We start from the raw sequence: 18,201 nt of genomic DNA on the forward strand, positions 1-18,201 counted from the left end.
TTCATCTCTAGAAGAGACGAAAGGCTGTGCTTCCGTGGTACCACTCTTGTTGATGCTAGCGCACCCACTTTACGGCCAATAACGGTGCCAACCGGTGCCAACTCAAAGGCGAGTTTCAGGTCGCTCTGCCACTGCCTTGCACCGACCGGCAGCTCTCTTTGGCTTCCTTACCCTACTGCTCCTTGTCACTGTTGTTGTTCACAACATTAGCATGAGAGATAAGGCGTGTCAAGCCTCGCATGCGGGTAAAATTGCTCATCCCAACTGACGGGATAGTCGCGCTGCTCCGCATGTCCTACGGGCGACTTTACTACGTCAGGAATTAGCGCGCTGTCATCATGGGCTGCAGGGTCAAAGGTGTCGGGGAATGGCCATTCGTGGTAATCAGGGTACACGAACTCGTGCATGTGGCGGCGAGTATAGGGGATGCTCCGATCTGCTGCAGGCATGGCTGTGCACCTCCGCAGATTAATGTGCTACTTGCATAGGTTCCCCCCGGCATGGGAGTTTATGCTGAGCTAGCGGATTGGCAGGCGCAGTACCTGCCCCGGATGGATGTTCGCAGACGCGAGGCCGTTTAGTTTTCTGATCTGGTGAATATAGGCTCTCGGGTCAAGCTGCGGTGGGCCGAATCTCGCCGCAATAGCCCACAGTGTGTCGCCTTGCTCTACTACGTACTCGAGATGGCGGGCTGGGTGGAATGCGGCGGTGCTGTTTACGTAAAGATCTGCAAGCCCCGACAATGCTAGTACAACAACGGCTGCGACGATTAAAATACGCACACCTGTTCCCTCCGAACATAAGTTCTAGGTCAAATATACATACATATGTTCGCGTTGTCAAGCGGTCGAAGGAAAAATACAAACGCGTGTTTGACCTATATGACACAATATGCTATACTCATGCCAATGTAGCGGAGGACGGTGACTTGCGATGAAGAACGGTCTCACTAAGCGCCAGCTAGAAATCCTCGAGTTCATCAAGCACGAGGTGCGCGTCAAAGGCTACCCGCCCTCCGTGCGCGAGATTGGCTTGGCGGTGGGACTTAACTCCAGCGCTACTGTCCATAGCCACCTCGCTCGCCTTGAGTCGAAAGGGTTTATTCGCCGCGACCCCACCAAACCGCGCGCAATTGAAGTGCTCGATGGAGCACCTTTTGTCTCCCCGCCCTCTTCTACCGTAGCGCTTCCTATCGTCGGTCGCGTAACCGCAGGCGAGCCAATTCTCGCAGTGGAAAATGTGGAAGACTACTTTACCCTTGCGCCGCAGTACGTCCCCTCAGGCGACATCTTTATGCTCACTGTCCGCGGGGAATCTATGGTAGGGGCAGGCATACTCGACGGAGATATGGTCCTCGTACGCAAGCAAAGCGTCGCGCAAAACGGAGAGATGGTCGTAGCGTTACTAGAAGACGAGGCCACCGTCAAGACCTATTACCGCGAACACAGCCGCATTCGGCTACAGCCAGAGAATCCCACCATGGAGGCCCTCTACTGCACTGATGTCACTATCTTAGGCAAAGTAGTAGGTCTGTATCGGGTGTTTTAGAAGTCATATAGCAAGGGCTGCCCACGTAAGGCAGCCCTTTGTGTCGTTTTGCGCTTGTCCTCTACTTATCGGCCTGTTCACCGCTTAGGTACAGCGCCCTGCCTGCGGCAAATCGAGCGACCGGCACTCGATAAGGCGAGCAACTGACGTAGTCTAGTCCAAGCTCGCTGCAGAAGGCAATGCTAGTTGCCTCGCCGCCGTGTTCGCCGCAAATGCCAATCTTCAGGCTCGGTCTCGCGGCGCGGCCTTCACTTGCCGCCAGTCGCATCAGTCTTCCTACCCCTTCCCTGTCCAGCACGGCAAAGGGATTGTGGGCAAGTATGTCCTGGGCCAAGTACGCCTGCAGGAACTTCCCTTCTACGTCGTCGCGGCTAAAGCCAAACGTCGTCTGCGTGAGGTCATTGGTGCCAAAGGAGAAGAAGTCCGCATGCTTCGCTAGTTCACCGGCGACAAGACACGCCCGCGGAATCTCAATCATGGTTCCTATGGCTACAGCAAAACGCTGGCCGCGCCGCTTCTCTACTATTTCCCACGTGTTTTCTACCAATCGGCGGGTCACTATAAGCTCGCGATGATGCCCGACAAGCGGAATCATAATCTCCGGCCTCGGGTCGAGACCCTCCTTGAGAAGGTCAAACACTGCCTCGGCGATAGCTTCTACCTGCATGGCATAGACGCTAGGTGCGGTTATGCCGAGGCGACACCCGCGATGCCCTAACATGGGATTAGACTCATGCAGCTGATCCACAACGCGTAAGGCACGTTCTGCCTTAACGCGGGCGGCATGTGTGGTCGCCCGCGCGACTTCAGCCTGTAACTCATGCCGGGCGGGTAGAAACTCATGTAAAGGAGGGTCAAGCAACCTTATCGTAACCGGATAGCCGTTCATAGCCTTGAGAATGCCGTAGAAGTCGCTTCGCTGCATAGGCAAGAGCTTTTGTAGCGCGTAGTGCCTGTCCTCCTCGTGCTCGGCCATAATCATGGCTTGCATGATTGGCAACCGATCCGCTTCCATAAACATATGCTCTGTCCGGCACAGGCCAATGCCTTTCGCGCCGAAGCTGCGAGCTAAGGCCGCGTCATGGGGGTTGTCTGCGTTCGCGCGTACCGAGAGTCGTGCGGCGTCATCCGCCATACTGAGCACGTGCGCAAACTCCCGTCCCGGCTCCGGCTCCACTAAAGGAACGGCTCCTAGGAACACTCTGCCGTTTTGGCCGTCGAGGGATATAATGTCGCCTTCGGACAACTGATGTTCACCTATATAGGCTTTGCGCGTGGATAGGTCAATGCGCACTGCCTCCGCCCCGCACACGCAAGGCTTCCCCATGCCGCGCGCCACTACGGCTGCGTGGCTGGTCATGCCGCCTCGCGTGGTTACAATCCCTTCACTGGCGATAATGCCTTGAATATCGTCAGGGGATGTCTCAGGCCGCAGCAAGATTGTTTTGCGTCCCGCTCGCGTCAGACGCAGCGCGCCTTCGTTGTCAAAGACGATAGAACCAGTGGCTGCACCGGGTGAGGCAGGCAAGCCGCGCGTAAGTTCATTTAGCGGTTGCCTGTAATCCACCGCGCGGTGAAGCATCAGCTCGATGTGCTCCGGTGTCACGCGCAGCAAGGCTTCTTGCTGTGAAATTAGTCCTTCCGCCAACATCTCCACAGCCATGCGGACTGCGGCGGCGGCGCTGCGCTTGCCCGCGCGTGTCTGCAACAGGTAAAGCTTGCCGCGCTCCACCGTGAACTCGATGTCTTGCATGTCCCGGTAGTGGGCTTCCAGTTGGTTCGCTACTCGCTGTAGCTGTGCGTACGCCTCAGGCAAGATGTCTCCCATCACCGACACGCGCTCGGGAGTACGTGTGCCGGAGACTACATCTTCACCTTGCGCCGAAGCCAAATACTCGCCAAACAACTCCTTGGCTCCGGTAGATGGATTGCGAGTAAAGCAAACGCCGGTGCCCGAAGTCAAGCCGAGATTGCCAAACACCATCGCTTGTACGTTGACGGCGGTACCCGCCGCGTCTCCGATACTATGTAGTTTGCGATACACTTTAGCCCGTGGGTTCTCCCAACTCTCAAACACAGCTTGTACTGCTCCGAGCAACTGCTCCCACGGCGACTCCGGGAAGGGACGCTCGGCTTGCCGCGCTACAATCTCCCTATACTCCGCAATAATTCGCGTGAGGGCTTCGGCACTGAGCTCATGGTCGTGGAACACACGCTCGTGTCGCTTTACCTCCTCTAAGCAGTCGGCAAAGTGGTGATGCGGCACCTTAAGCACAATTTCTGCATATTTTTCGATAAAGCGGCGATAGCAGTCTAGTGCGAACACGGGCGTTGTCAATTGACTCAGGCCGCTTACGACCTCATCATTAAGGCCTAGATTAAGAATGGTGTCCATCATGCCAGGCATAGAATACGCCGCACCGGAGCGCACAGAGACCAGCAAGGGATTTGCGGGGCTCCCAAAGGTTTTGCCCGTCTGTTCCTGCAGCCTTGTCATAGCTCGCGCTATCCCTTGTACAGTGTCATCCGCTAACGCGCCGCGCGCAAAATACTCCGCACAGGCTGCAGTCGTCACCGTAAACCCTGGCGGGACGGGTAACCCGACGCGAGTCATTTCGGCTAACCCCGCGCCTTTACCGCCAAGCAGCCCCCGCATGTCTTTGCTGCCTTCCTCAAAGAAAGAGATCTTTTTCTCCTGCATCCTCCGGCCTCCCATTCTTAACTCGAGTTTCTTGGCAAAAGTGTAGGCAGGGCGTGAGCTAACGCTACTTTAATGTGCGCGTAACTTAGCCCGCCTTGGACATAAGCTGTTAAAGGCTCGCGCAAAGGCGCGTCTGCGGACAGCTCGCTGGATGCGCCTAGCACAAAAGTGCCTGCAGCCATCACAACATCGCAGTCGTAGCCGGGTAACTTACCCGGCAAAGGCTTGACGTGAGCGTCTATGGGCGAGGCGGACTGGATGCGCTGGCAAAACTCAATCAGGCTCTCGCAAGAGGGCATTCTCACAGCCTGAATGATGTCCCCGCGTGGCTCTAGCGGGCCGGGGGAAGTGTCAAGCCCGAGCAACTCGCAAGCCTGGGCTAGGAGTGAGGCTCCCTTAAGGCAGGCACTAACTACTGCCGGAGCCAGAAACAGCCCCTGCAGGAAACCACGGTTCATGCCAAAGGACGCGCCTACTTGCCCGGCAATACCCGGAGCGTACAAGCGTTCGGCAGCAAGTCGCACGAGGCGGTCTCGCCCGACTATGTATCCGCCTGTTAAGGCTAAGCCCCCGCCGGGGTTCTTAATCAAAGACCCCACGGTGAGGTCTGCGCCTAGGTGACCCGGTTCGGTTGTATTGACGAACTCGCCATAGCAGTTGTCGACCAAACAGACAATATCCTTGTCGTAGGCTTTAACTACCTCGACAATGCGGGCGAGTTCCGCTAAGCTAAGTGCTTTGCGCCAGTGGTAGCCTCGACTGCGTTGGATGTGCACTAGGCGTGTCTGGCGCGTAAGCGCGCTCGCGAGGGCCGGCATGTCAACCGCTCCGTCCGCAAGTAGCGGGACGACGCGGCAGTTAATACCCCAAGCTCTAAGGGAACTTTGCCCGGCATCTTTGTGGCCAATAACGGGTCCGAGTGTGTCGTAGGGTTCGCCTGTCGCCACAACGAGTTCATCCCCCGGGCGCAGCACACCAAACAATGCACAAGCCAAAGCGTGAGTGCCTGAGGCAAACTGGGCTCGAACGAGCGAGCTTTCACCTGCAAACAAGTCCGAGTAGATATGTTCGATTACTTCACGGCCCGAGTCTCCATAACCGTAGCCGTTAGAGCCGTGAAGGTGAAAGTCGGAAACCCTGTGTCGGCGAAAAGCGTCTAGTACGCGCGCCTGATTAGCTACCGCGCAATCGTCAAACTCGCGAAACTTCACTGCCAGCAGCTCTTCCGCATGCGTCAGCAACTCCGAAACGTATGTCATGCCTTGCTTAACTCGGCCTCCACCTTATTTATGTACCGTTGTAACGCGTCGACGACGACCTCTGTGCCAAGTTCGGTGTGGTTAGTAGCTACTACATCACCCTTGGTGTGCAAAAATCCAAGCAGGTCGCCGCGGGTAAAGGGGATGACGAAGCGGGCTCGCATGGGTTTGTCGCTTAAGCCCTCGGAGATAGCGGCTGTTAAGAGGGAGAGGTTGGTGCGGTGCAAAGCAGAGATAGGAACGGTGCGGCCTAACTCAGGCAGCGCAGGCAGCTCCGTCACGGCATCCATCTTATTGAGAGCCGTAACCATAGGTTTATCGGCAGCGCCTAGCTCAGTCAGCACGGCCTGCACGGTCTGCGCCTGTTCGAGGGCTTTAGTGTGCGAGATGTCGACTACGTGGAGTAGCAGGTCTGCCTGTCGCACCTCCGCGAGCGTAGCCCGGAAGGCCTTGATTAACTGGTGCGGTAGCTTTCTAATGAAACCCACGGTGTCTACCACCATGACGGTACGCCCGTCAGGCAGTGTCAGCTCGCGCGCCATCGGGTCAAGCGTGGCGAAAAGCTTATTCTCTACCAAGGCTCCACCTTCTGTGAGGGCGTTCTGCAGGCTTGACTTTCCGGCATTCGTGTAGCCGACAAGCGCTACCGTGGGAACACCGCGCGCAATGCGTTGGTCTCTCGCTAGGCTGCGGTGCTGTTCGAGCTCTTCAACCTGTCGTTTTAAGTCCGCCATACGCGACTTGATTCTGCGCCGGTCGTATTCTAGTTTTGTTTCTCCGGGGCCGCGCGTGCGTATGCCGCGCGCTGACGCTCCAAGGCCGGACATTTCCACGCCCCTGCCGCGGAGCCTCGGCAACAGATAAGCCAGCTGCGCCAGCTCAACCTGCATCTTCCCCTCGGCAGAGGTGGCTCTGGCAGCGAAAATCTCCAAAATGACATGCGTGCGGTCAAGCACCTTAAGGCCGAGTTCTCTCTCTAAGTTGCGTTGCTGCGACGGGGACAGCTCATCGTCACAGATAGCCATCGTGCCGCCTAAGGACAGGCAGAGCGCCTTTAGCTCCTTAACCTTTCCACTGCCCAAAAAGAACGCCGGGTCTGGGTGCGGCTTAACCTGTACCATTCTTCCCAGCACCTCGGCCCCTGCCGACTCAACAAGGGCTCCAAGTTCATCTAAGTACCCATCTGTCTCTCCCGTATAATCCTTTGTCGCTGTAAAGAGCACAGCTCTTTCCCGTTCTGCTTGCTGCACTTCGTGCATAGGTGACACCTCCAATGAACACAGCCCGCGCCGGCGCGCGGGCTCTCGTTAGTCTAGTTTACTTCCCCTACGGTCATGGAGACCGCACGAGCCGGTTGAACGGTCGAGACCGCATGCTTATAGACGAGCTGCTGCCTTCCGTCAGCATCTACCATGATAATAGTGAAGTTGTCAAACCCTTTAACGATTCCTTTTAGCTGATAGCCGTTTACCAGGAAAACAGTCACAGGCATGTTCTCTTTGCGAACTTGATTGAGAAACGTGTCCTGTAGGTTCAGAATCGTCTTGGACAAGGCTAGCCCCCCTAACTCCGTATGTCTCATTTTATTACAATCCAAAGCGGTGCGCAAGAATTGCCACAATTTCAGCTTGAGCCTTTGCTTCATCGCGCGCATCAATCCACCGTATGCGGGCATCGGCTCTAAACCACGTCAGTTGCCGTTTGGCGTAACGGCGCGTCTCTCGTTTTAGCGTTTCTTTCGCTTCCTCTAATGAACAACGGCCAAGCAGATAGGGGATGATTTCTTTGTACCCTAGTGCTTGGTGCGCCACAAAGCTTAGGCCGCGCTCTAGTAGTGTCCTCACCTCATCTATTAACCCCTGGGCAATCATGGCTTCCACGCGCTCTTCGATGCGTGCGTACAACTCGTCGCGCGGCCGTTCAAGGCCGATGAGCACGGCATCGTAGACGGCTTGGCGGGCATCCTTCTGCGATTCCCAAAAACTCAAAGGGCGACCCGTGGTTTGAAACACCTCTAGCGCGCGTATTATCCGCCGCTCGTCGTTTACGTGAATGCGACCGGCGACGGGTGGGTCAACCTCTAGTAGACGCGCGTAAAGTGCCGAAAGTCCGGCTTCCTTGGCTTCGCGGCGCAGTGCATCCCGTATGCCCCAGTCATTACTAATCGTGACAAAATTGTAATCGTCGATGGCGGCGCGGATATACATGCCTGTTCCACCCGAAAAAATGGGGAGCCTTCCCCTGCCGGAAATGTCCGCTACCGCCGCACGCGCGAGGTGCTGGTAATCCGCTGCGCTAAAAGCCTCGCCGGGTTCGCGCACATCGAGGAGGTGGTGTGGAACGCGTGCTCGCTCGGCCGATGTAGGCTTAGCAGTGCCTATGTCCATTCCCTTATACACCTGCATAGAGTCAGCTGAAATAATCTCCCCGCCTAGGCTATCTGCCAGGCTCAGAGTAAGCGCGGTCTTACCGACGGCCGTCGGTCCCACAATGGCGAGTACGCGAGCCTTCACGCACATTACCTCGCACTGGGGTGAAAAAGCCGGAAGAGCTCGTCACCCGTGTATTCAATCTCCACAGGGCGGCCGTGTGGACAGGTCACACTGCGGTCAGTAGCATAGAGCCTGTCTAGTAGCTCCACCATTTCCGCGGGTGTGAGCTTCGTATTGGCCTTAATGGCAGCGCGGCAGGCTAGCGCCTGGGCCATTCTAACCTCTCGGTCAAGCTTCGCTTTGTCCTCGTCTAAGTCGGTTAGGAGCTCGCGCAAAGCCTGCTCATCAAAGTAGCCGCGATACACGGCGGGGAAGCTGCGCACGAGGTAAGTGTTGCCGCCAAAGGGCTCGCAAGTAATGCCGACCGCGTTGAGGGCGGCGAGGCGTTCTTCGGATACGACTGCCGTGCCTAGGTCGACAGCAATCGGAATGGCTAGAGAAAGCACCTCTAGAGTCGCCTTTTGCAGGAGCTCCTCAAACAGAATACGCTCATGCGCCGCGTGTTGGTCTACAATTACCAACTTGCCATCTCTCTCGACGAGCAAATAGCTCTGTAGCACTTGCCCCAAACAGCGATACGGCACGCGCGGTAAATAGGTCACCTGAGCCGGTGACTCTGCGGCAGAAGGCATAAAACTAACGGGAGTCAACGCAAGCGGAGCGTCTTCATGCGCGACCAAGCCCGAGGCTTTCATCGGCGGAGTTGTCAGGGCCTGCGAGCTCACTTTGCTTATGGCCAGAACTTTGCTCTTGAGCAAAGATATTGCTGCGGAGACCACGGCACGCTCGTCCCTAAACCTTACTTCTGTTTTGGCGGGGTGTACATTGACGTCCACTTCGCGCGGGTCCATGGTGATATGCAGTATCGCCACAGGAAAGCGCTTCGGAGGTGTGAGCGTGCGATAGGCCTCGTCTAGGGCAAAGGCGAGCCCGCGATGCTCGATGCACCGCCCGTTAAGGAAGAAGTACTGCCAACCGCGATTGTGGCGCGTTAGGGTGGGCCGCGCCAGCACACCAGAGAGAGATATATATCTGCCTCCCGCCTCGTCAAAAGCCCATAGGTGTCTCGCTGCCTCACTGCCAATTACAGCCGCTGCGGCGTCTAGCAGGCTGTTGGTGCCGGGGGACTGCAAAACCATACGCCCATCCAAAAGAAGAGTGAAGCGTACGGCGGGATGCGAGAGGGCTAGGCGCTCCATGCTCTGCGCGATACGCTGCGCTTCCTGAGCGGCACTTTTCATAAACTTAAGCCTAGCTGGGGTATTAGCAAAAAGCTCTCGCACCTCGACAATTGTGCCCTGCGGCATACCCACCGCCTGCATGGCTTGTTGTTCGCCAGCCTGACACACCAAAAGTTGCCCATGCTCGGCTTCTCGCCTGCGGCTTTTTATGGACAAGTGGCTGACCGCGGCAATACTTGGCAGCGCCTCGCCGCGAAAGCCTAGGGTCGTCAGGTAGAAGAGGTCATTCAGGGTGCTTAGTTTGCTCGTCGCATGGCGCAATACAGAGACGGCGAGGTCGTCTTTGTCCATGCCGTGGCCATTGTCGGTCACTCTGATTAAGCGTAGACCGCCACCTAGAATTTCCACGGTGATATCAGTAGCTTCTGCATCGAGGGCATTCTCCACTAGCTCTTTGACAGCGGAAGCCGGTCTCTCCACCACCTCGCCGGCCGAGATTTGGTTTACTACATCGAGAGCTAAAACTCTAATTCCCATCAAGGCTTCACCTCACGGTCTGCTCGCTTGACGTCCGCCGTTTAAGCTCAAACAGGAAATTTAATGCCTGCAAGGGCGAAAGGAGTTCGGGGTTAAGCTGCTCTACTTCCCTGAACAGCTCTAGGGCAAGCTCCACCTTTGGGTCTTCTGTTGGCAGGGCGGCGGCGCTCTCTGCTACATAGTCAAAGAAGTTTGTCTGCTCGCGGGCTAGACGCCGCGTCTGTTCAAGTTCCTTTAGCAGGGCATACGCCTTTTCGGTGACGCGTCGGGGCAACCCAGCTAGCTCGGCCACGTGAATGCCGTAGCTCTTGCTGGCTTTCCCAGGAGTTACCCGGCGCAGAAAAGTAATCTCTCTGTTTTGCTCGAGAACGGCTACGGTGTAGTTGCGACAACGCTCGAGCTTGTCCGCAAGATTCGTTAGCTCATGATAATGGGTAGAGAAGAGCGTGCGTGCTCTCAGTTGGTCATGCACGTACTCCATAATCGCACGCGCTAAGGCCATGCCGTCGTACGTGCTAGTTCCACGCCCCACCTCATCGAACAGCAAGAGGCTGTTAGCAGTAGCTTCCCGCAAGGCCAATGCTGTCTCCGTCATTTCCACCATAAAGGTGCTTTGCCCACTGTATAAGTCGTCAGCCGCACCGACGCGGGTAAACACTCGGTCTGCGATGCCAATTACGGCGCGCGCGGCAGGGACGAAGCTGCCCATTTGCGCCATTAAGACGATTAGAGCGACCTGACGCATGTACGTCGATTTTCCGGCCATGTTCGGGCCGGTGATGATGGCCACTTCACCGTTGTCAAACTCGGTGTCGTTGGGCACAAAGGCGTGTGTGCCGACAAGACGCTCCACCACCGGATGACGTCCGGCGTTGATGACGATGGTGTTTCCACTTGTTACGCGCGGTCGCACATAGCGGTAGCGGCTCGCTGCCTCGGCTAAGGACTGCAGGGCGTCGAGCCTGGCCAGTTCGCGCGCTACTTGGACGATTGATTGGGCAGAAGAAGCTACGTTGCCGCAGAGCCCCGTAAACTCCTGCGCCTCAAGCGCTACCATGCGCTCTTCTGCCGTCAACACCGCACTCTCATGTTGTTTGAGTTCCTCGGTAATGTAGCGCTCCGCATTAGCTAACGTCTGCTTGCGGTGGTAATGTGCGGGGACATCGGCGAGGTTGCTTTTGGTTACCTCTAGATAATAGCCAAACACGCGGTTAAAGCCTACTTTAAGAGACTTAATGCCGGTCGTCGCCCGCTCCCTCGCCTCGAGTTCGGCGAGGTAGCCTTTCCCGTCCCTAGTTAGCTTGCGCAGCCGGTCTATCTCGGCGCTATATCCGTCGCGAATGATGCCGCCCTCACGCGCGGTCGGCGGAGGCTCGTCATTAAGCGCCTCAAGCAGCAGTTGCGTTAGACTCGGGTGAGGGTCAAGGCTGTGGCTGACCTCTTGCAGCAGGGGACAACGTGCGCCCGACAAGGCAGTGTTGACGTCTATTACGGCTGAAAGCGACTTAGCTATAGCTAGCAGTTCCCGTGGCGTAGCCGTGGCTGTAGCAATGCGGCTAAGCAGGCGTTCCAGGTCATAGACCAAGTCGAGAGCCGAGCGCAAGGCGTGGCGCATCTGCCCGCCTGTCAGCTCCTCTACGGCCTCCTGGCGGCGCAGAATCTCAGGTAGCCATGTCAGGGGCTGCTCAATCCATTGACGCAACAACCGCGCCCCCATGGAAGTGACGGTGTGGTCGAGCACCCAGAGCAAAGACCCAGCGCGGTCACCTTGGCGCATAGTCCGCGTTAGCTCGAGGTTGCGGCGCGTCACCGCGTCAAGCGCCATCACCTGCGTGCGCGCATTGAGACGAGGCGCAGTAAAGTGCCCAAAACTACTTATGCCAATCTGTTTGAGGTAATGTACGATTTCGCCGAGGGCCAAAGTCTCGGGCGGCGAAACGCCTTCACACGCCGTGAGTTCCCCACATAACACACGCGCTTCGGCGAGTTCTAAGCCGGCCTGAGGATGCCGCAAAGCCCCGCTAAACGCTAGCGCTTTGTCAATGCTAGGGGGTATTTCCTGACGCGGCACTAGCGCTTCCCGCGGCATTATGCGAAATAGCTCTTGCGCAGTGGACTCGGCAATGGCGCTCCCGCTATAGACATCGACCGAACCGGTGGTAAACTCCACCGCCACCAAAGCGAGGTTTTGGCCATCCTGTACCCAAGCCACGATGTAGTTTGACGTATCGGGCGCGCAATCTGCGTGTGTGCCCGGGGTAATCGTGCGCACGACCTCTCGCCTGACTAAGCCCTTAGCAGAACTCGGGTCTTCGGTCTGTTCACAAATCGCCACCGTGTGCCCTGCGGCGAGCAGCTTAGCCACATAGCTGTCGGCGGCGTGATAGGGTACGCCGCACATAGGCACCTTCCCGGCCGCGCCGCCCTCGCGCGCAGTCAGTGTAATCTCTAGGACGCGAGAAGCTAGCTTGGCATCTTCAAAAAACATCTCGTAGAAATCCCCGAGACGAAAGAACAGGACGGAATGCGGGTGCTCTGCTTTAATCTCGAGATACTGCTGCAACATGGGAGTGTAGCCGCTCATCGCCCTACCCCGACCCGCTCGCCCAATAGGCTAAACGTTTGCACCTTCGTTATGCGTACATCGAGGAGTTTGCCCACTAAGTCGGGCTCATTGTTTATGTGCACTAGTTTGTTGGTGCGTGTCCTGCCGGTTAACCTGTCCGGATTAGTCTTACTTGGTCCCTCCACGAGCACTTCCACCACTTGGTTGGCAAGTTTCTGGTTGCGCTCGAGAGCAATGGCGTTGGCTGTCTCTATCAACTGCTTGAGGCGCATGCTCTTTTCAGGCTTTTGGAGGTGCTCCGCGTAATCTGCTGCCGGCGTGCCGCTGCGCGCCGAGTAGGCGAAGGCAAAGACAGAGTCAAAGCCAACTTCCCGCACCAGTGCCAAAGTATCGGCAAAGTCTTGCTCTGTCTCGCCCGGAAACCCGACGATGATGTCGGTAGTAATGGCCGCATGGGGGACTCTGCTCCGGAGTCTTTGCACGAGGGCTAAGTATGCTTCACGCGTGTAACCTCGGTTCATTCTGGCCAAAACGGCATTGCTGCCGCTTTGGACAGGTAGGTGAAAGTGCTCGCAAACAGCCGGCGTGTTGGCAGCCGCAGCTATCAGCTTGTCGGAGAAGTCGCGTGGGTGTGAGGTCATAAAGCGCACGCGGGCGACACCGGGCACCTTGCCTATGGCGGTAAGCAGGTCAGCAAAATCTACCCTTACCAAAGGTGCGAGGTCGCGGCCATAGGAGTTTACGTTTTGACCGAGCAAGGTAACTTCACGGCAGCCATGCTCGGCGAGCGCGCGCACTTCCGCGACAATGGCGTCAAGCGAGCGGCTGCGTTCGCGCCCCCGCACGTAAGGCACAATGCAGTACGTGCAGTAGTTGTTGCAGCCGTACATAATCGTCACCCAGGCCTTAAGTCCATCCTGCCTTAAGCGCGGCAAGTCCTCGCGCACCTCACCTGCTTCATCTAAGACCGCTAGAACTTGACTTCCACCTGCCTGCACTTCCTCAAGTAGGCGCGGGAAGTCGGGCAAGTTATGCGTGCCAAAAATGAGGTCAAGGTAAGGGAACTTAGCGCGCAGGCTCTTCGCCACGTCGTCTTGTTGGGGCATACAGCCCGAAATGCCAATTATTAATGCGGGCTTCTCTTGTTTTAGTCGCGCCAGTTCCCCTAGTTTGCCGTACACTCTGCTTTCGGCATGCTCGCGTACACAGCAGGTTATGAGTAGGATAATGTCGGCTTCTGCCTCCGTCTTGGCCTCGCTGTACCCCATGTTGACGAGGAAACCTGCTAAGACCTCCGCATCTGCTTCATTCATTTGACACCCGAAAATGTGAAAGAAGTACTTCATGTTGGCCTCCATTGTGTGGAATCATGAATCATGAACTAGGGGTTGTCAGCGCGTGGCTGTGAGCTTTGAGCGGTGAGCTGTGAAGGGGGCAATCATGAATCAGCAATCTTGAATCATGAACTAGGGGTTGTCAGCGGAACCGGTCACCACTTGCGATACCGCTCTACTGGGCACTGAGCACTAGGCACTGGGCACTAGGCACTTCCCTCTACCAGCAGCCAAGAGCTAGGAGCCAGCACCTCCTCCGCTTTCTCCGCATCTACCTTCCCTGCTGTAACAGCTCCACAATGTCCCGCGCGGCATGGGGGCGAGCTAGCTCCCGCGCCATACGCGACATACACGAAAGCCTCACCTCATCGTAGATGAGGTCGGCAAGCTTCGGAGCTAAGGTCGATTCATCAAAGTGAATAGCCGCGAGGTTTTCCACGAGAAAAGTGGAATTTCGCCACTCTTGCCCGGGGATAGGTGACACAAAAACCAGTGGTACGGCCATGGCCAAAGCTTCGGCGCATGTTACCCCGCCCGGCTTGGTTACCAGCACATCCGCGGCGGCCATATAGACTTCGACGTTCTCGACGAAGCCTAAGACCATGACGGGATTGACAAAGCGAGCCGCCTTGAGCTCGCGCAACAAAGCCTCGTTGGTTCCGGCGAGTACAATTATCTGGCAATCGGCTAGTGAGCTATCTAGTAAGCGTACCATCTCTGACGGCGTTCCCATCCCGAGTCCCCCGCCCATGAGTAGCACCGTAGGCCTGTGGGAGAGGCCTAAGGCTAGACGCGCCTCACTTTTGCTGGGAGGAGTCGCGAACTGCGGGCGAATCGGGATGCCCAGTGGAGCGAGAGCTGCTTCCGGCACGCCAAGCTGGCGGATAAGTGGGACTAATTTGTGGGAAGCAAGTACATACGTGTCTATCGCCGGGTTAACCCAAGTATAGTGCACTGTGAAGTCGGTGACCGCCGCGACGAGACGCACGGGTGCGTTTAGCCTTAGTTTAAGCGCGGACAATAGCCCCGCTGGGAAGCTGTGCGTGCACAGTATCGCATCGGGGCGGTGTTGCGTTAAGAGTCGCTTAAACTTTCGGCACAAAAGTTTATTGATAACGGAAGTAAAGTCGTACAGCATCGGTTCTTCTGTCCACTGGTACAGCTTGCCGTAGACGCTCGGCGTATAGCGCAACATCTTTAAGTAGCTTTCCAATAGCACCTTCGAGAGAAAGGGACTGACAAAATCTAACCCGTCAATCAACTGCACGGTGTGGCCCTGACGTTTTGCCTCTTGGGCTAGTGCCTCTGCAACTTGATTATGGCCGTGACCTATGGACGCGGAAAACACCATTACGTTCATCTAGCGAACACCCACCTCGCTTGGTACTACCCTACCATCTTACCATATCGGTGGGCAATGCGGCAGGTGAGGGTGAACGAGTTAAATCGGTCGCGCAGGCAAGTCCCGGCTGGCGACAATGTCGACGCCTAACCCCAGTAGGTCCGGAAAGATGACTTGACCGACTTTGATGGGGGCGTCAACGATAATTTCGCTGAGAAGTTGTACACCTACGGGTACGCAGGCTTTAGGCAAAGAACCGGCGGATACTACCGGCAATAGCGGCAGTACGCCCCCTCTGACGCGCACCGTAGTCGTCAACATGCGCAACGGATTTGTAGACTCTGCATAAGCATAGCTCTTGCCTCGCTCGCAGATAAAGCCCTGCATGGAAGCGACTTGCCCGTCTGCGATGCATACCTCGCCGATGCAACCGATGGGGCAGACGATGCAGATTAGCTTGCGATTAGCGCTCATGCTTCTCTACCTCCCGCAGTGACACGCACAGCTCGTTAGCGCCCTCTGCCAGCGATAGCGCATTGACATCTACAGTAATCATTTCGCTTGGCTTGGCCACAGGGAATCTTCTCGTTAAGGGCGTCTGGTGTCCGGAGGTTACGGTCAGAGTGCATCGCTGTAGTGGAATTGTGGCACGCAAGTAGAGGCGTATTGTGTCTTCTGCTCCCGCTGGCAGTGCGATCTTCTGTGGTACGACGGTGCGCACTCCTTCACCTGCCCTGACGGATAACGTCTGACAAGTGGGCGGCATGTTGCCGGCCGCAAAATCGGCTGCTGCCCGGCCGGCTAACTCGCTCTCCTCCGAGACGAAATCTACTAAGTCATGGACGTGCAGGACATTACCTGCCGCAAATATGCCCGGTACTGAAGTGTGGCGAAACTGGTCGACAACCGGGCCCAAGGTAACGGGGTCAAACAGAACTCCTAACTCGCGTGATAGCTCGTTCTCGGGGATGAGGCCGACCGACAACAACAGGCAATCGCAATCCAAGGCGAACTCGCTTCCGGGTATGGGGCTCTTGTTCTCGTCTACCTTGGCTACCGTTACTCCGGTGACGCGGTCCTTGCCGTGCACTTCGGTTACGGTATGTGATAGGTACAGAGGTATATCGTAATCCTCAAGGCATTGTACGATGTTTCGCGTCAGGCCGTTGGAGTAGGGCATAATCTCAACTACCGCCAGTACCTTAGCACCCTCAAGTGTCAGTCGTCTGGCCATAATGAGGCCAATATCGCCCGACCCGAGCACCACTATTTTCTTGCCTGGGAGGTATCCCTCCATGTTAACGATGCGTTGCGCGGCACCGGCGGTAAAAACACCGGCCGGGCGACTGCCTGGGATGCGAATCGCCCCTCGCGTTCGCTCACGGCAGCCCATCGCCAGCACCACTGCGCGCGCAGCAACCTCCATAGGACCGTGCGCAGCACTTGAGACAAGTACCTGAAACCCAGGTCTAACCTGGCGCACCATCGTATCAAGATACACAGTGATCGCGGCATCAGCCAGTACCATATCAATGTAGCGCTGTGCGTAGGTCGGCCCCGTCAGCTCCTCGTTAAAGCGGTGCAGCCCAAAGCCATTGTGTATGCACTGGTTCAGGATGCCCCCGAGTTCCCTGTCCCTTTCCATGATGACGACGCGCTTGGCGCCTCGTTCGCGCGCGGCCAGCGCGGCCGCTAGTCCTGCCGGTCCTCCGCCGATGACGGCGACGTCAAATTCCGGTCTTGTGTCTGCCACGGGGTGGCCTCCGCGCCGAGGAAAATATAGGAAGGACTCCGAAGTGTCTTTGCGTACGGAGCTAAGCGGCAAGCCAAGCTCTCTTGCTAGCAGTGCCGAGGTCCGCGGCCCACAGAAGCCACCTTGACAGCGTCCCATCCCGGCCCGCGTACGCACTTTTACGGCGTCTAGTGTATGTGCGGGGCATGGTGCGTGAATGGCAGAAACGATTTCGGCCTCAGTCACGCCCTCGCAGCGACAGATAATCCTGCCATGCAGCGGGTTTAGGGCAAACAGGTGCCTCCTGCCCGGCTCTCCGTGTTCCTTATAGGAAAGATGGGCTGGCCTTAAGGGCATAAAACGCGGATTAGGCTTAAGATGAAGGCCTAGCTCGCGCAGGATATCGACCGTCCTTTCGGCAATAGCCGGCGCGGCAGTGAGGCCGGGCGACTGGATGCCGGCAGCATGTATTAGACCGCGTACAACGGGCGACGGGCCGATGATAAAGTCATCATGTTGTGCGACGGCACGCAACCCAGCAAACTGAGTGATTACTGCCCCTAGCGGCAGGGAAGGAACAAGCTTCTTGGCCCCGTCTATGATTTCTGAAAGTCCTATGGCCGTGGTAGCTAGGTCCTCTGGGTCGCTGACATTGGCGGCATTCGGACCGATAAACAAGTTGCCGTGCACCGTTGGCCCGACGACAATGCCTTTAGACACCTTTGTCGGTGTGGGGAAAAGCACGGACTTAACACAGTCCTCAAGTGTGCTGTCAAAAAGGAGGTACTCGCCTTTGCGCGGTGTAATGGCCACACTATCGTCGCCGACTAGGGCCGCTATGCTGCCCGCGTGTACCCCGGCAGCGTTGATTATCCAGGTGGTTTCGATGTAACCGTGTGCGGTGACGACTCCGGCTACTGCGTTTCCGTTGACTACAATTTGCTCCACCGCGTGCTCGCGTAACACAGTAACGCCGTTCTGTACCGCATTCTCGGCAAAGGCCAAGGTAGCATCAAACGGCGATACGATACCGGCGGTAGGCGCCCACAAAGCGCCTAGAGCTGTCTTGGTGATGTGTGGTTCCAATTCAAGGAGCGTATCCCGAGAAATTAGCTCGAGCCTAGGCACGCCGTTCGCTTTGCCCCGCCGCAGCAAGTCGCTCTGCACGGCAAGGTCGTGCTCATCTAACGCCACGACGAGGGAGCCAATCCACTTAAGACGGATGCCAAGCTCCGCCTCCAGTTCGTGATACAGCGCATTGCCGCGCACATTGAGCGAGGCTTTATGCGTCCCAGGCAGCGCGTCAAACCCGGCATGGAGGATGCCGCTGTTGGCTTTAGATGTCCCCATACCTAGGTCAGGATGCTTTTCCAGCACGACGACGCGTAGGTTATAGCGCGAAAGCTCGCGGGCTATGGCACTACCCACTATTCCGCCACCTACTATAACGACGTCGGCTCTTGTTGTTCTTGTCAAGTCCACTTCCTCCACATTACCGGGACCGTCTCT

Annotated in this window: 14 protein-coding genes, 1 pseudogene and 1 other annotated feature; of the genes and pseudogenes, 1 reads left to right on the plus strand and 14 read right to left on the minus strand. The window is 56.8% G+C overall.

The window, feature by feature from the left end; translation table 11 throughout:
* Nucleotides 1-9: 9 nt before the first annotated feature.
* Nucleotides 10-198 (minus strand) — a binding site (T-box leader).
* 8 nt (nt 199-206) lie between these two features.
* Nucleotides 207-449, minus strand: a complete 243-nt coding sequence (locus tag KGZ66_02420; protein MBS3984442.1) for a hypothetical protein — start codon at nt 447-449, stop codon at nt 207-209.
* 69 nt (nt 450-518) lie between these two features.
* Nucleotides 519-782: a LysM peptidoglycan-binding domain-containing protein gene (locus tag KGZ66_02425; protein ID MBS3984443.1), complete on the minus strand. Its 264-nt coding sequence runs from the start codon at nt 780-782 to the stop codon at nt 519-521.
* Nucleotides 783-933: 151 nt separating this feature from the next.
* On the opposite strand from KGZ66_02425, the gene lexA reads away from it, so the two are divergent.
* Nucleotides 934-1,548 (plus strand): transcriptional repressor LexA, encoded by a 615-nt coding sequence (gene lexA / locus KGZ66_02430; protein ID MBS3984444.1) that lies wholly within the window; start codon nt 934-936, stop codon nt 1,546-1,548.
* Nucleotides 1,549-1,609: 61 nt separating this feature from the next.
* Here the strand turns inward: lexA and ppdK are convergent, their stop codons facing one another.
* From ppdK to KGZ66_02490, 12 genes and pseudogenes are all read right to left on the minus strand, one after another.
* Nucleotides 1,610-4,249 (minus strand): pyruvate, phosphate dikinase, encoded by a 2,640-nt coding sequence (gene ppdK / locus KGZ66_02435; GenBank protein ID MBS3984445.1) that lies wholly within the window; start codon nt 4,247-4,249, stop codon nt 1,610-1,612.
* A gap of 17 nt (nt 4,250-4,266) precedes the next feature.
* Complete coding sequence (locus tag KGZ66_02440; GenBank protein ID MBS3984446.1) at nt 4,267-5,508, minus strand: methionine gamma-lyase family protein; 1,242 nt, start codon at nt 5,506-5,508, stop codon at nt 4,267-4,269.
* A complete protein-coding gene (gene hflX, locus KGZ66_02445) occupies nt 5,505-6,767 on the minus strand; it encodes a GTPase HflX (GenBank protein MBS3984447.1) in 1,263 nt (420 codons plus the stop codon). The genes KGZ66_02440 and hflX overlap by 4 nt, the downstream gene beginning before the upstream one ends.
* Nucleotides 6,768-6,820: 53 nt before the next feature.
* On the minus strand, nt 6,821-7,090 hold the full coding sequence (gene hfq / locus KGZ66_02450; GenBank protein MBS3984448.1) for an RNA chaperone Hfq: 270 nt from the start codon (nt 7,088-7,090) through the stop codon (nt 6,821-6,823).
* Between the two features lie 4 nt (nt 7,091-7,094).
* Nucleotides 7,095-8,021: a tRNA (adenosine(37)-N6)-dimethylallyltransferase MiaA gene (gene miaA, locus KGZ66_02455; GenBank protein ID MBS3984449.1), complete on the minus strand. Its 927-nt coding sequence runs from the start codon at nt 8,019-8,021 to the stop codon at nt 7,095-7,097.
* Nucleotides 8,022-8,026: 5 nt separating this feature from the next.
* Nucleotides 8,027-9,718 carry a DNA mismatch repair endonuclease MutL gene (gene mutL, locus KGZ66_02460; protein MBS3984450.1) on the minus strand — a complete coding sequence of 564 codons (1,692 nt, stop codon included), beginning with the start codon at nt 9,716-9,718 and terminating at the stop codon, nt 8,027-8,029.
* Between the two features lie 7 nt (nt 9,719-9,725).
* Nucleotides 9,726-12,302 carry a DNA mismatch repair protein MutS gene (mutS, locus tag KGZ66_02465; GenBank protein ID MBS3984451.1) on the minus strand — a complete coding sequence of 859 codons (2,577 nt, stop codon included), beginning with the start codon at nt 12,300-12,302 and terminating at the stop codon, nt 9,726-9,728.
* Entirely contained in the window at nt 12,299-13,642 is a 1,344-nt protein-coding gene (miaB, locus tag KGZ66_02470) for a tRNA (N6-isopentenyl adenosine(37)-C2)-methylthiotransferase MiaB (GenBank protein MBS3984452.1), read from the minus strand. The genes mutS and miaB overlap by 4 nt, the downstream gene beginning before the upstream one ends.
* Before the next feature lie 247 nt (nt 13,643-13,889).
* On the minus strand, nt 13,890-14,978 hold the full coding sequence (locus KGZ66_02475; protein MBS3984453.1) for a hypothetical protein: 1,089 nt from the start codon (nt 14,976-14,978) through the stop codon (nt 13,890-13,892).
* Nucleotides 14,979-15,059: 81 nt separating this feature from the next.
* Entirely contained in the window at nt 15,060-15,434 is a 375-nt protein-coding gene (locus KGZ66_02480) for a DUF1667 domain-containing protein (protein MBS3984454.1), read from the minus strand.
* Nucleotides 15,424-16,713 (minus strand): FAD-dependent oxidoreductase, encoded by a 1,290-nt coding sequence (locus KGZ66_02485; GenBank protein MBS3984455.1) that lies wholly within the window; start codon nt 16,711-16,713, stop codon nt 15,424-15,426. Before KGZ66_02485 ends, KGZ66_02480 begins: the two co-directional genes overlap by 11 nt.
* 15 nt (nt 16,714-16,728) lie before the next feature.
* Nucleotides 16,729-18,168: pseudogene (locus KGZ66_02490) on the minus strand (NAD(P)/FAD-dependent oxidoreductase).
* Between the last annotated feature and the right edge of the window lie 33 nt (nt 18,169-18,201).

The sequence above is a fragment of the Selenomonadales bacterium genome, from assembly GCA_018335585.1.
Taxonomy (GTDB): Bacteria; Bacillota; UBA994; order UBA994; family UBA994; genus UBA994.